Here is a 13,305-nt window from a genome sequence, read left to right on the forward strand (position 1 = left end):
TGAGGGTGCGGCGAAGTCGATGATGTCCGAACCACCGGGACTTCGCCGGACCCTCTCCCCAACCCCTCTCCCGACGGGAGAGGGGCTCAAAGAATCAAAACGGAAACGAACATGCTCAAGATCGACAACCTCCACGCCAGCGTCGCCGGCAAGGACATCCTCAAGGGCCTGACGCTGGAGGTGAAGCCCGGCGAAGTGCACGCCATCATGGGCCCCAACGGCGCCGGCAAGTCCACGCTGGGCAACATCCTGGCCGGTCGCGAAGGCTATGAAGTCACCGCCGGCAGCGTCGAGTTCGACGGCAAGCCGCTACTGGAACTCGAGCCTGAAGAACGCGCTGCCGCCGGCATGTTCCTGGCATTCCAGTACCCGGTCGAGATTCCGGGCGTGAACAACACCTACTTCCTGCGCGCTGCGCTCAACGCCCAGCGCAAGGCGCGCGGCGAGCCGGAGCTGGATTCGATGCAGTTCCTCAAGCTGGTGCGCGACAAGCTGGCCGTTCTGCACCTGAAGGACGAACTGCTGCACCGTGGCGTCAACGAGGGCTTCAGCGGCGGCGAGAAGAAGCGCAACGAGATCTTCCAGCTCGCCGTGCTGGAACCGAAGCTGGCGATCCTCGACGAGACCGACAGCGGCCTGGACATCGATGCATTGAAGAACGTCGCCGACGGCGTCAACGCATTGCGTTCGCCGGACCGCGCCTTCCTCGTCATCACCCACTACCAGCGCCTGCTCGACTACATCAAGCCGGACGTGGTGCACGTGCTGGCCGGCGGCCGCATCGTCGAGAGCGGCGGTCCCGCGCTGGCGCTGGAGCTCGAACAGCACGGCTATGCGTGGATCAAGGATCGCGTGACGCCAGAGCAGGCCGCCTGATGAGTGCGTTGCTGGATTCCCTGTCGGCCGGTTTCGCCGGCGATGTCGCGCGCCGCGCGGTACTGGACGAGGCGCTGCGCGACGGCCTGCCGGGCCCGCGCGCCGAAGCCTGGAAGTACACCTCGCTGCGCCAGCTGGAGCGCCGCAGCTTCCAGCCGGTGGACGCACTGCCTGCGCTCGACCCGATGCTGCTGGCCGACATCCCGGCGCCGCGCGCGGTGTTCGTCAACGGCCGCTATTCGGTCGCGCTGTCGCTGACGACCGACCTGCCGGACGGCGTCAGCCTGCAGCTGCTGTCCGAGGCGCTGGCCGAAGATGGCGACGCCGCGCGGTTCCTGCAGCGCCGCTTCGAGCGCAACGACGAAGTATTCGCGCGCCTCAACGCGGCGTTGGCCACCGAAGGCATACTGCTGCGCGCCGAGCCCGAGGTGCACAGCGACCAGCCGTTGCACCTGGTGTTCATCGGCACCGGCGACGGCGCGGATCGCGCGTGGCACCTGCGCAACCTGATCGAGTTGCGCGCCGGCGCCCGCCTGACCGTGATCGAGCACCATATCGCCACCGACAGCCATGCGCACTTCATCAATGCCCTGAGCCACGTGCACCTGGCCAAGGATGCGCGCTTGACGCATGCACGCATCGAAACCGACAGCGAGCGCGCGACCACGCTGCTGCGCACCGATGCCGTCCTCGCCCGCGAGGCGGAATACCGCCGCGTGGACCTGGAACTCGGCGGCGCACTGTCGCGGCACGAATTGAACGTCCGCCTGGAAGGCGAGAACGCGCGCTTGGTCGCCAACGGCGTGCTGCTGGCGCATGGGCGCCGGCATGTCGATACGCGGCTGGGCATCGATCACATCGGTCGCGACACGGCTTGCGAACTGACCTGGCGTGGTTTAGGCGCGGACCGTGGCCGCGCGGTGTTCCATGGCGGCATTCTGATCCGCGAGGGTGCCGACGGCACCGATGCAGCGCTGTCGAACAAGAACCTGCTGCTGTCGGCCAACGCCGAGATCGATACCCAGCCCGTGCTGGAGATCCACGCCGACGAAGTGAAGGCTGCGCACGGCGCCACCGTTGGCCAACTCGACGCGACCGCGATGTTCTACCTGCGCTCGCGCGGCCTGCCGCAGGCAGAGGCCCAGCAACTGCTGACGACCGCGTTCTGCCGCGAGCCGCTCTCTGCGATCGAAGACGCCGGCCTGCGCGATCTGCTGGTGTCCCGCGTGGATGCCGCATTGGCGGCACTGGGCGCGGCATGAACCGCGAAGCCGCCCACGGGTCTACGGAAAGCACCATCGACTGGGCGCGCGTACGCGTGGATTTCCCGCTACTGACGCGCCAGATCAATGGCAAGCCGCTCGTCTATCTGGACAGCGCGAACACGGGACAGAAACCGGCATCGGTCATCCAGACCGTCGACGACTTCTACCGCCAGCACAACGCGAACGTCAGCCGCGCCGTGCACACGCTCGGCACGGAGGCAACGGACGCGTACGAAGGTGCGCGCAGGAGGCTGGCGCGCTTCCTCAACGTGCGGCCCGACGAGCTCGTGCTGTGCAGCGGCACGACGTTCGCGATCAACCTGGTCGCGTATTCGTGGGCGCTGCCTCGCCTGAGGGCCGGCGACACGATCCTCATCTCGCGCATGGAGCACCACGCCAACATCGTGCCATGGCAGCTGGTCGCGCAGCGGACCGGTGCCACGGTCAAGGTCGCCGAGATCCGTGAGGACGGCACGCTCGACCTGGATGCGCTGTATGCGGCGATGACCGGCGATGTGAAGCTGCTCGCGCTCACCCATACCTCGAACGTATTGGGGACCGTGAATCCCGTCCGCGAGATCTGCCGCGAAGCGCGCAGGCGCGGCGTTGTCACCGTGGTGGACGGCTCGCAGGCCGTGCCGCACCGCGCCGTCGATATCGCCGCGATCGGCTGCGACTTCTACGCGCTGACCGGCCACAAGATGTGCGGCCCCACCGGCACCGGCGCCCTGTGGGCGCGCAAGGAACATCTGCAGGCCATGCCGCCCTTCATCGGCGGCGGCGAGATGATCAAGGAAGTCAGCTTCCACGGCACCGTATTCAACGACGCGCCGCACAAGTTCGAGGCCGGCACGCCCAACATCGCGGGCTTCATTGGCTTGGGCAGCGCCGTGGAGTACCTGGACGCGCTCGGCATGGCGAATGTGGCGGCGCGCGAATCGGAGTTGCTGGCGCACGCCACTGAAGAGCTCGACCGGATCGACGGCGTGCGCATCTTCGGCCGTTCGCCCGACAAGGCGGCGGTGATCTCGTTTCTGGTCGAAGGCGCTCACGCGCACGACCTGGCGACCCTGCTGGATCTGGAAGGCGTCGCCGTCCGGTCCGGCCAGCATTGCGCGCACCCCTTGCTGCAGTTCTACGGCGTGGCTGCGACCCTGCGCGCGTCGTTCGCGTTTTACAACACCCACGAGGAAGTGGAGCACTTCGTCGCCGCGCTGAAGAAGGCCCGGACCCTGTTGGCCTGAGATGGTGCCCGGTGCCGCCGCGACGGCGGCCGGCGCCCTACAATGCGCGGATGGATACTCCGACCTTCCGCGCCGCCACGTCCGACGACATCCCTGCCCTCGTTTCCCTGGTGACGTCCGCCTACCGCGGCGACGTCAGCAAGCAGGGCTGGACCACCGAGGCCGACATGCTGGACGGGCAGCGCATCGATGCCGAGGTGCTGCGCAAGGACATCGAACGACCGCGCAGCCGGATCGTGTTGGCGGAGCGTCCGGACGGCGAACTGCTCGCTTGCGCACACGTGGCGGAAGAAGGCGGCGCGGGCTATTTCGGCATGTTCTCGGTCCGACCCGACTTGCAGGGCGGCGGAGTCGGCAAGGCCGTCCTGGGAGAAGCCGAGCGCGTCGCGCGCGAGGAATGGAACCTTCCGGCCATGCGCATGACCGTGATCGACATCCGCGACGAACTGATCGCGTTCTACGAGCGCCGCGGCTACGTGCGTACCGGCATCAAGAAGCCGTTTCCTTATGGCGATGATCGCTACGGAATTCCCAAGCGCGACGACCTTCGCTTCGAGGTGCTGGAGAAGCCGCTGACCGGAGCCGTCGCATGAGCGGGAACTGGACCTTCGTCTGCGCCACGGGTGAGCTGTTGCCCGGGGAAATGAGGACCGTCTTCGACGAGGTGACCGGCACGCCGATCGTGGTGGTCAATCACGACGGCGAGATGTACGCGCTCGAGGACAAATGCAGCCATGAGGATTTCGAGCTGTCCTCCGGCACCTTCGACCCCACCGAGGCCAGTATCGAGTGCGTGCTGCATGGCGCCCGCTTCGATGTCAGGGACGGACGTGCCCTGTGTGCGCCTGCTTACTCCCCCGTGGTGAAGTTCCCCACCAAGCTGGAGCACGGCGGGGTATGGACCCGAGACGACCGGGATTAGCTTGCCTCGCCTGCCGCCCCGGCAGCGGCCGCAACTTGCAAAGATTCTGTTGTAATCGCGAATAATTCTCATTATTCTGGCGCCCCGCCTGCGACCGGCTGTCGCAGCCCTGCGCCGGACGCCCTTGATCCCTCCGTCCTCCCTTGCCGCCCGTATCGCCACCCGCCTCCTGCTGGCGTGGGCGTTGCTGGTCATCGCCAGTGCGGCCATGGCGACAGGGAAAACCGCCGCAACGGCATACGACGCACCGGCGCCGTCCGCCCAATTGTTGGCCAGCACCGAGCCCGGCGATACAGGCCGCGACGATGCTTCCTGCGTGAAAACGCCTCCGGTTCTGCCGTTCGACGAATCCGGGGTATCGAAGAGCGAAGCCGAGCCTGAGCTCACCTTGCCAGGCTCAACTCCCGCTTGCGCCGGTCCGCTCTTCAGCGTGCTGCACGGCTTCCACGACGCTGCCCGCATCTCCGGAAAGGCAGCTCGGCTGAGCCGCGGTCCTCCGCTACAGGCCTGAGACAGCGCACGTCGAAGACGTACGTCTCCATTTTTCCGATCCGCCCGCCTCCGGTCGCCGTCCAGCAACCGCCCTGCGTCCCGATCACCCCTATCCCCCGCCAGCCATCGCCAACGGGTGCTTCCATCACCTTGAGGATGCCCATGAACCTCCGTCACTCCCCGCTTGCCGCCGCATTGATGTTGGCGATCTCCACCCCCGTGCTGGCCGCACCCGCCGGCGACACCCCGGCCGACGCGTCGGGTCAGGCCAAACAACTCGATACGATCGAAGTCCATGGCGAACGCGTGCGCAAGGCCAGTTCGCCGAAGTACACCGAAGAACTGGTCGATACACCGCAAACGGTCACGGTCGTCACCAGCGAGGTGATGGCGCAGCAGAACCTGCTGGGCCTGCGTGACGTGCTCAGCACCCTGCCCGGCATCACGTTCGGCGCGGGCGAGGGCGGCGGCGGCTACGGCGACAGCATCAACCTGCGCGGCTTCACCGCCAGCAGCGACATCACCACGGACGGCGTGCGCGACAGCGCGCAATACACCCGCACCGACAATTTCAATCTCGAGTCGATCGAACTGATCAACGGCGCCAACTCCGCCATGTCCGGCGCGGGCTCGGTCGGCGGCAACATCAATCTCGTCAGCAAAATGGCCCGCGAGGGAGACTCGCAGAGCTATACCATCGGTGCCGGCACCGACGGCTATGCGCGTGCGACGGCCGACAGCAATTTCTCGCTGGACAGCGGCGTCGCGGTACGCCTGAACGCGATGGCGCACCAGAACGACGCGCCGGGCCGCGACTACGAGGAATTCAAGCGCTGGGGGTTCGCTCCCTCGGTGGCCTTCGGGTTGGGCTCGGATACGCGACTCACCCTGAGCTATCTCCACCAGCATGATGAAAACGTGCCGCAGTATGGCGTGCCGTATTACATGAATGCGTTCAACAATGGTCCGCTGCCCGGCCTGGATACCAGCAATTACTACGGCTACCACAACATCGATGAGCAGGAGATCGATGTCGATGTACTGACGGGGGTGTTCGAGCACGACTTCGGCAGTAGTACGACGCTGCGCAGCCTGGCCCGCTTCCAGAAGGTCGACCAGTTGTCGGTGGTGGATGCGACGCAAGGCACCTGGTGTCTCGCGAACGGCATCAATCCCGCCACCGGCGCCACGTGCACACCGACAGGTACGTACCAACCGAGCGGTCCGCGCGGCTATTCGCGCGACACCAGCAATGCCATCGCCATCAGCCAGACCGATCTGACCACACGCTTCAGCACCGGCGCCGTCGAGCATGCGCTGGTGGCTGGCGTGTCGTTCTCGCGCGAAACCTTCGATCTGGATGTCGGCAGCCTGCTGCGCACGCCGGCAGGAGTGCCCGCGACCCTGCCGCGCATGGATCTCTACAACCCCGATTCGACCTGGACCGGGCCCGTCAACTACACGCTGACCGGGCGGACCGAGGGAACGCTGAGCAACCAGGCGGTGTATCTGTTCGATACGGTGAAGTTCGGCGAGCGCTTCCTGATCAATCTCGGCGCTCGTTATGAGCATAACGAAGGCGACACGGCAGCTTGGAACATCAAGCAGTACACCGCGCCCACTACGGCGAACCCCAACCCGGACAACACCGGCATCGGCAATGTCCTGAGCAGAGGAGCCTCGTTCAGGAACGAGGACGACCTGTTCTCCTATCGCGCGGGCCTGGTGTTCAAGCCGGCCGAGAACGGCTCCATCTATCTGTCCTACGCCAACTCCAAGACGCCCTCGAAGGCCTCGGTCAACGGCGCATGCACTGCCCAGACGTGTGAGGTCGATCCCGAAACGGCCGTCAATATCGAGCTGGGTACGAAGTGGGACCTCCTCGACAACCGTCTGGCGCTGACAGCTGCCCTGTTCCGCAACGAGCGCCAGAACTACAAGGTCGCCGATCCGGCCAATCCGCTGAATCCCTCGGGCGAGCAGCAGTTGGACGGCAAGGCGCGCGTGCAGGGCGTTGCGCTGGGCGTCGCCGGCAACATCACGCGCGAGTGGTCAATCTTCGCCAACTACACCTATCTGGACAGCGAAGTCCTCAATGGCGTGTCGAACTACTGCGCCGCCAATCCGAACAATCACCTGCTCAACGGCAATCCGGTCAATACCGACAACGTCAACTGCAGCAACAGCACGCACTTCCCGGACCCGCTGAAGGGCAACCCGTTGACCGCTACGCCAGAGCATTCGGCCAATCTCTGGACCACCTACCGCCTCGGCGACTGGATGCTCGGTTATGGCGTGACCTATCTGGGCGAGATCTATCTCAACAACAACGTCTTGCCGACCACGAACCCGGTCACGAATACCACGCCCGCGGTGCTGTACATGTCGCCGGATTACGTGACCCACCGTGCCATGGTCGGCTACCAGATCAACAGCCAGATCGGACTGCAGTTGAACGTCAACAACCTGTTCGACAAGGAGTACTACACGCGCATCCGCAACAACGGCTGGGCAACGCCCGGAGATGCACGCTCCGCCGTGCTCACCGCGACGTTCAAGTTCTGACCGGCGTGATGACGTAGTTCCCGGCCGCCCCGCCCGTGCACAATGGGCGGGGCGCTTTCATTGCAAGGTGGAACGACATGCTGCTGGCGATTCCCGACGTCCTCACCCCCGACCAAGTCCTTCGGGCACGCGCGCTACTTGACGCTGCCGACTGGGCCGATGGGCGCATCACCGCCGGCTATCAATCCGCCAAGGCCAAGGACAACGCACAGTTGCCTGAGGATTCACCTGCCGCGCGCGACGTGGGTGCGCTGATCCTCGATGCGCTGTCGCGCAACAGCACCTTCTTCTCGGCCACGCTGCCCAAGCGCATCTATCCGCCGCTCTTCAACCGCTACAGCGGTGGCCAGTCGTTCGGCTACCACGTGGACAACGCCATCCGCTACGACCGCAGCCGCAGCGGCGTGGATCCCGTGCGGACCGACCTGTCCGCGACGCTGTTCCTCAGCGCACCCGAGGACTACGACGGCGGCGAGCTGATCATCGAAGACACGTTCGGCACCCAGAGCGTGAAGCTGCCTGCCGGGCACATGGTGCTCTACCCCGGCACCAGCCTGCACCGGGTCACGCCGGTGACGCGTGGCGCGAGGATCGCGTCCTTCTTCTGGATGCAGAGCATGGTGCGCGACGATGGACAGCGCCGCTTGATGTTCGAGCTGGACGTATCGATCCGGCGCCTGACCGCAGAGCTTCCGGACCACCCTGCGCTGGTGCAGCTGACCGGTGTCTACCACAACCTTTTACGGCAATGGGCGGAGACCTGAGCCGCTGAAAGAGCGGCCAAACAAGATTCGACCTTGTTTGCATTTGATAAGTATTCTCATTTAAGATGTTCCCTGTTCGATGCGCCACTTCTGGCGCATCGCCGGGGAAACACGTGATCCACGCCTTGCCAGCCACCGTCCGTCAGACCTGCACGCCACCTGGCGATGCGGTGCGCGGATTCTGGATGCCGGCCATCCTGGCGCTTGTGGTCCTGTGCGGCACGCTGGGATTCTCCGATGCCGGTTCGCGCGCACGCGGCGAGATCGCGACTGCGGTCGTGGCGACGGTGTGGGCCACGACTGACGCACATGACGGCGGCGACCCGCCGCATCAGGCGCCTATTCGCGAATTCCACCTGAAGAAGCCCCGCATCAACACGCTGCAGGTGTGTACCCGTCCGGCGTCGCCGGTGTGTCCGCCGCTCGCCCGCCCTGTCGTCGATCTCCGCGTTGCCGTAGCGGATGAAGCCGGTACTCGCCAACTCCTCACCACGGACGAAGCGCACGCTCATCGTCCCGATCCCGCGCTGCACCTGCATCCCGGTCAGGCGCCGCCGCACGCCGCCTGACGAAACCGGCCTGTGCACGAGGAGGCCCGTTGTTCCCCTGCTGCTCACGGACCCGTCGCTGCCGGCGGTGCGCCTTCTGTTTATCCCCCTCCGATGATTGCCATGAAGACCTCTTGCAGTTCCCTGCAGGCGCCCCTGCGCCGCAACCGCCTTGCCCTCGCCCTTCTCGCCCTGGTCTGCGCGCCCGCGCTGGCCCAGCCCTTGCCGGACGGCGCGGCGGATCCCACCGATCTCGATACCGTGGTCGTCACCGCCTCGGGCTTCGAGCAGAAGATCACCGATGCGCCCGCCAGCATCAGCGTGATTACTGCGGAAGAGTTGCGCCAGCGTCCCTACATCACGCTGATCGATGCCGTGCGCGACCTGGAAGGCGTGGACGTCGGCGAGACCTCGGACAAGACTGGCCAGAAGACGATCAGCATCCGCGGCATGGGCTCGGACTACACGCTGATCCTCATCGACGGCAGGCGCCAGAACAACCACGGCGACATCTATCCCAACTCGTTCGGCGGCAACCAGTTCAACCATATCCCGCCGCTGGACATGATCCAGCGCATCGAAGTCATACGCGGCCCCGCGTCCACGCTGTACGGCGCCGACGCGCTGGGTGGCGTGATCAACATCATCACCCGCAAGGTGTCCGACCGCTGGCGCGGTTCGGCCACGCTGGGCCATGGCGTCCAGGAGAACAACGATTTCGGCAGCGACAGTACGTTCGACTTCGCGCTGATGGGCCCGCTGGTGAAGGATCGCCTGGGCCTGGGCGTGCGTGGCTCGTGGTACGAACGCAATGCGTCGACGCCGGAATACGAGGCGATCGCCGCGCCGGACGGCACCGTGTTCGAGCGCGCGCTGGGCTTCGGCGGCGGCGGCAAGACGGTGGACAACACCAACAAGAGTGCGGGCGTCACCCTGAGCTGGACGCCGACGGACAACCAGAGCTTGCTCTTCGATTACGACACCTCCGAGCAGGTGTACGACAACACGCCGTACATCAACAACCTGGGCACCGAAACCTATCCGCTGGGCACCGTGGATGGCCTGGCCGGCATCTGGCGCGCGGCGCCGCAGGTCGGTTACGCCGCCGACCAGGAGTTCACGCGCGACCAGTGGTCGGTCACGCACAACGGCCAATGGGCCTTCGGCGACAGCTTCGTTTCGCTGGCGCACATCGAGACCGGCAATCATGGCCGCACGCTGCCGTTCACCGTCGCCGAGCGCCTGCTGCACCAGCAGATCTTCCGCGGCACGGGGGCCTACACCGGGTTGAGCGTGGCCGAGCGGCAGGCCATCGCCGTGTCGACCTTCCTGCCGCGGCCCAAGCGCACGATGGAGAGCAGCCAGTACACGCTGGACGCGAAGCTCGACTTCGCCCTCGGTGAGGCGCACCGCTTCATCGTCGGCGGCCAGGTGATCGACGGCGAACTTGAAGACGGCGTGTTCGGCATGGAAGGCGGCGGCGATGGCGGCGGTACCGTGCAGGAGCACAGGATGTGGTCGCTGTTCGCCGAGGACAACTGGAAACCGCTGGAGGCACTGACCATCACGCTGGGCCTGCGCCATGACGACCACAACGTGTTCGGCGGCCAGCTCAGTCCCCGCGCGTACGCGGTCTGGGACGTCAGCGAGGCATGGACGTTGAAGGGCGGCGTCAGCACCGGCTTCAAGACGCCCAAGACCACCGACCTGTACGACGGCATCACCGGCTTCGGCGGCCAGGGCACCACGCCCTTCGTCGGCAATCCAGACCTGCAGCCGGAGACCAGCGTCAACAGCGAGATCGCGCTGTACTGGACCTCGCCGGACGATGCGCACAACGTCAACGTCACGGTGTTCCGCAACGACTTCGACGACAAGATCGCACGCGGCGAAACCAGCCTGAGCTGCGAGCAGACGGGTGGTGTCCGCCCCTGCGCCAATCTGGGGGACTACGCGCTGCTGGGGTACACCACGTACGCGCAGAACATCAACATCGACAAAGTCCGTATCCAGGGCGCGGAGGTGGCGGGTCGCTGGGGCATTACCGACACCTGGTCGGTGCGCGCCAACTACACGTTCACCGACAGCGAGCAGCTCAGCGGTGCGCAACGGGGGCTGCCGCTGACCAACACCGCCAAGCACATGGCGAATGCCAGTCTGAACTGGCAGACGACGGACCGCTTCAGCATGCAGCTGCTGGCGGAACACCGCTCCAAGCGCTACCGCGACGTAGTGAACGGCGTACGCCGCGACTACCAGGATTACACCGTCCTGCATCTTGGTGCGCATTTCCGCTTCAGCGACCACGTTTCGGTATCGGGTCGCATCAACAACCTGCTGGATGAGGACTTCACCTCGTTCCAGACGATCTGGACCGAAGCAAACGGTACGTACACGCCGACCTACCTGGACGACTACAACAACAAGGACAAGTCGCGGAACCTCTGGCTGAGTCTCAACGTCACCTTCTGAGGGGCGCACGCGTTTCTCCTCCCGCAAGGGAGGGGAAACGCCTCAATTGAGAGCCATTCTCATCTGTGATGTAATGGCGATCCGCTCCATCCTGCCTCGAGACTGACGTTGTCCCCTTCTGCATCCCCTGCCCTCCAGCAACAACGCCGTGGCTTCTGGCTGCGGACGTTGCACCAGTGGCACTGGATCAGTTCGGCGGTCTGCCTGATCGGCATGCTGTTGTTTGCGATCACCGGGATCACGCTGAACCATGCTTCGAAGATCGAAGCCGCGCCCGCCATCACCAACCTCACCGCCACCGTGCCGGCTCCCGTCCTGGCGACGTTGGGCGAGCGGCAGGAAGGCGATGCGCCCTTGCCTGCCGCCGTCGCCGCCTGGCTGGAACAGGAACTGTCGATATCGATCGGCAAGCGACCGGCGGAATGGTCGGACGTGGAGCTCTACGTCTCGATGCCAGGGCCCGGGACCGATGCCTGGCTGAGCATCGACCGCGACTCCGGCGCCGTCGAGTACGAGCGCACGAACCGCGGCTGGGTCTCCTATTTCAACGACCTGCACAAAGGCCGTAACGCCGGCCCGGCGTGGGGATGGTTCCTCGACATCTTTGCCGTGGCCTGCCTGGTGTTCTGCATCACCGGCCTGTTCCTGCTCTACCTGCATGGCAGGCAGCGCAGCATGACTTGGCCGATGGTCGGCCTGGGCCTGCTGGTACCGCTGCTGATCGCCCTGCTCTTCATCCACTGACCCTTCCACGAACCACGAGTGACCGCATGTCGAAGATCGCCGTCCACACCACGCTGACCATCGCGCTCAGCGGCCTGCTGGCCACGCCGGCCTATGCCGCCACGCTGGACATCAACGTCGAGATCCCCAAGCTCAACGTGGCCGAGTACCACCGCCCGTACGTCGCGGTGTGGGTCGAAGGTGCCGACCAGAAGGTCGCCGCCAATCTGTCCGTCTGGTACCAGCAGACCAGCAACTCCGAAGGCCACGGCACCAAGTGGTTGCCCGACATGCGCCAGTGGTGGCGCAAGTCCGGTCGTTCTTTGAAGGTTCCGGTGGACGGCGTCACCGGGCCGACCAAGCCGGTCGGCAAGCATGCGCTGAGCTTCACCGACAAGCAGCAGCTCGCGAAGCTGGCGCCGGGCGAGTACACGCTGGTCGTGGAAGCCGCACGCGAAGTCGGAGGCCGCGAGCTGCTGAAGATCCCCTTCACCTGGCCCGCCAAGGGCGCGCCGCAATCGGGCAAGGCGCAGGGCAGTACCGAACTCGGTGCCGTCACGCTGACCGTCAAGCCCTGATCCCCTTCCACGTACCGAGCTGGAGATTCCGATGAAGCGTCCCCTTGCCGTGGCCATCGCCCTGGCCTCCGTCATTCCCGCCACCGCACTGGCGCACAAGGCCTGGCTGCAGCCGTCGCAGACCGTCATCGCCGGCACCGATCCGTGGATCACGGTGGACGCCGCCGTCTCCAACGACCTGTTCTACTTCAACCACGTGCCGCTGCGTACCGAAGGCCTGGTCATCACCGCGCCGGATGGGCGCACCGCTGAAGCGCAGAACGTGGCGACCGGCAAGTACCGTACGGTGTTCGATGTCGAACTCAAGCAGCAGGGCACCTACCGCATCGCCACGGTCAACAAGGGCTTGATGGTTCGCTGGGAAGGCGCCGATGGCAAGCCGGGCGGCCTGCGCGGCGCGAAGCCGGAAGACCTGGCGACCAAGGTGCCGAAGGACGCGAAGAACCTGCAGGTGTCGCAGTCGATCGGCCGCATCGAGACCTTCGTGACCAACGGCTCGCCTAACGACACCGCGCTGAAAGCGACGGGCGAAGGCATCGAACTGGTGCCGGTGACGCACCCGAACGATCTGTTCGCCGGCGAGCCGGCGAAGTTCAAGATGCTGGTCGACGGCAAGCCGGCCGCCGGCCTGGAGTTCGAGATCACCCGCGGCGGTACGCGCTATCGCAACGCGCAGGACGAGATCAAGGTCACCACCGACGCGCAGGGCGAGTTCACCGTGACCTGGCCCGAAGCGGGCATGTACTGGCTGGAAACCGGCACGCAGGACGAGAAGACCACGATCCCGCAGGCCAAGCAGCGCCGCCTGAGCTACGTCGCAACGCTGGAAGTGCTGCCACAGTAAGACCGGCATCGC

Annotated in this window: 13 protein-coding genes; all 13 read left to right on the forward strand. The window is 65.5% G+C overall.

Annotated features, from left to right (window positions below):
- The first annotated feature begins 111 nt into the window (after positions 1 to 111).
- The 13 genes from sufC to AC04MD_RS10060 all read left to right on the forward strand — a co-directional run bounded on the left by sufC (position 112) and on the right by AC04MD_RS10060 (position 13,293).
- Positions 112 to 876: a Fe-S cluster assembly ATPase SufC gene (gene sufC, locus AC04MD_RS10000; protein ID WP_475497135.1), complete on the forward strand. Its 765-nt coding sequence runs from the start codon at positions 112 to 114 to the stop codon at positions 874 to 876.
- Positions 876 to 2,138 (forward strand): Fe-S cluster assembly protein SufD, encoded by a 1,263-nt coding sequence (gene sufD / locus AC04MD_RS10005; RefSeq protein ID WP_475497136.1) that lies wholly within the window; start codon positions 876 to 878, stop codon positions 2,136 to 2,138. Before sufC ends, sufD begins: the two co-directional genes overlap by 1 nt.
- Positions 2,135 to 3,385: a cysteine desulfurase gene (locus AC04MD_RS10010; protein ID WP_475497137.1), complete on the forward strand. Its 1,251-nt coding sequence runs from the start codon at positions 2,135 to 2,137 to the stop codon at positions 3,383 to 3,385. Before sufD ends, AC04MD_RS10010 begins: the two co-directional genes overlap by 4 nt.
- Before the next feature lie 50 nt (positions 3,386 to 3,435).
- Positions 3,436 to 3,978 (forward strand): GNAT family N-acetyltransferase, encoded by a 543-nt coding sequence (locus AC04MD_RS10015; protein ID WP_475497138.1) that lies wholly within the window; start codon positions 3,436 to 3,438, stop codon positions 3,976 to 3,978.
- Positions 3,975 to 4,307 (forward strand): non-heme iron oxygenase ferredoxin subunit, encoded by a 333-nt coding sequence (locus AC04MD_RS10020; protein ID WP_475497139.1) that lies wholly within the window; start codon positions 3,975 to 3,977, stop codon positions 4,305 to 4,307. The genes AC04MD_RS10015 and AC04MD_RS10020 overlap by 4 nt, the downstream gene beginning before the upstream one ends.
- A gap of 124 nt (positions 4,308 to 4,431) precedes the next feature.
- A complete protein-coding gene (locus AC04MD_RS10025; protein WP_475497140.1) occupies positions 4,432 to 4,818 on the forward strand; it encodes a hypothetical protein in 387 nt (128 codons plus the stop codon).
- Between the two features lie 143 nt (positions 4,819 to 4,961).
- Complete coding sequence (locus tag AC04MD_RS10030) at positions 4,962 to 7,364, forward strand: TonB-dependent receptor (protein WP_475497141.1); 2,403 nt, start codon at positions 4,962 to 4,964, stop codon at positions 7,362 to 7,364.
- A 77-nt stretch (positions 7,365 to 7,441) separates the two neighbouring features.
- Positions 7,442 to 8,128, forward strand: a complete 687-nt coding sequence (locus AC04MD_RS10035) for a Fe2+-dependent dioxygenase (RefSeq protein ID WP_475497142.1) — start codon at positions 7,442 to 7,444, stop codon at positions 8,126 to 8,128.
- Between the two features lie 185 nt (positions 8,129 to 8,313).
- A complete protein-coding gene (locus AC04MD_RS10040; protein ID WP_475497143.1) occupies positions 8,314 to 8,697 on the forward strand; it encodes a hypothetical protein in 384 nt (127 codons plus the stop codon).
- 102 nt (positions 8,698 to 8,799) lie between these two features.
- Entirely contained in the window at positions 8,800 to 11,148 is a 2,349-nt protein-coding gene (locus tag AC04MD_RS10045) for a TonB-dependent receptor domain-containing protein (protein WP_475497144.1), read from the forward strand.
- Between the two features lie 108 nt (positions 11,149 to 11,256).
- Complete coding sequence (locus AC04MD_RS10050; protein WP_475497145.1) at positions 11,257 to 11,892, forward strand: PepSY-associated TM helix domain-containing protein; 636 nt, start codon at positions 11,257 to 11,259, stop codon at positions 11,890 to 11,892.
- A gap of 26 nt (positions 11,893 to 11,918) precedes the next feature.
- Positions 11,919 to 12,449 (forward strand): DUF2271 domain-containing protein, encoded by a 531-nt coding sequence (locus AC04MD_RS10055; RefSeq protein WP_475497146.1) that lies wholly within the window; start codon positions 11,919 to 11,921, stop codon positions 12,447 to 12,449.
- Between the two features lie 31 nt (positions 12,450 to 12,480).
- Positions 12,481 to 13,293, forward strand: a complete 813-nt coding sequence (locus AC04MD_RS10060) for a DUF4198 domain-containing protein (RefSeq protein ID WP_475497147.1) — start codon at positions 12,481 to 12,483, stop codon at positions 13,291 to 13,293.
- Positions 13,294 to 13,305 lie beyond the last annotated feature (12 nt).

The sequence above is a fragment of the Pseudoxanthomonas sp. LjRoot206 genome, assembly GCF_056175725.1.

Coding starts and splice junctions, on each gene's coding strand:
- sufC (WP_475497135.1), top strand. CDS start 112: ATGCTCAAGATCGACAACCTCCACGCCAGCGTCGCCGGCAAGGACATC.
- sufD (WP_475497136.1), top strand. CDS start 876: ATGAGTGCGTTGCTGGATTCCCTGTCGGCCGGTTTCGCCGGCGATGTC.
- AC04MD_RS10010 (WP_475497137.1), top strand. CDS start 2,135: ATGAACCGCGAAGCCGCCCACGGGTCTACGGAAAGCACCATCGACTGG.
- AC04MD_RS10015 (WP_475497138.1), top strand. CDS start 3,436: ATGGATACTCCGACCTTCCGCGCCGCCACGTCCGACGACATCCCTGCC.
- AC04MD_RS10020 (WP_475497139.1), top strand. CDS start 3,975: ATGAGCGGGAACTGGACCTTCGTCTGCGCCACGGGTGAGCTGTTGCCC.
- AC04MD_RS10030 (WP_475497141.1), top strand. CDS start 4,962: ATGAACCTCCGTCACTCCCCGCTTGCCGCCGCATTGATGTTGGCGATC.
- AC04MD_RS10035 (WP_475497142.1), top strand. CDS start 7,442: ATGCTGCTGGCGATTCCCGACGTCCTCACCCCCGACCAAGTCCTTCGG.
- AC04MD_RS10040 (WP_475497143.1), top strand. CDS start 8,314: ATGCCGGCCATCCTGGCGCTTGTGGTCCTGTGCGGCACGCTGGGATTC.
- AC04MD_RS10045 (WP_475497144.1), top strand. CDS start 8,800: ATGAAGACCTCTTGCAGTTCCCTGCAGGCGCCCCTGCGCCGCAACCGC.
- AC04MD_RS10055 (WP_475497146.1), top strand. CDS start 11,919: ATGTCGAAGATCGCCGTCCACACCACGCTGACCATCGCGCTCAGCGGC.
- AC04MD_RS10060 (WP_475497147.1), top strand. CDS start 12,481: ATGAAGCGTCCCCTTGCCGTGGCCATCGCCCTGGCCTCCGTCATTCCC.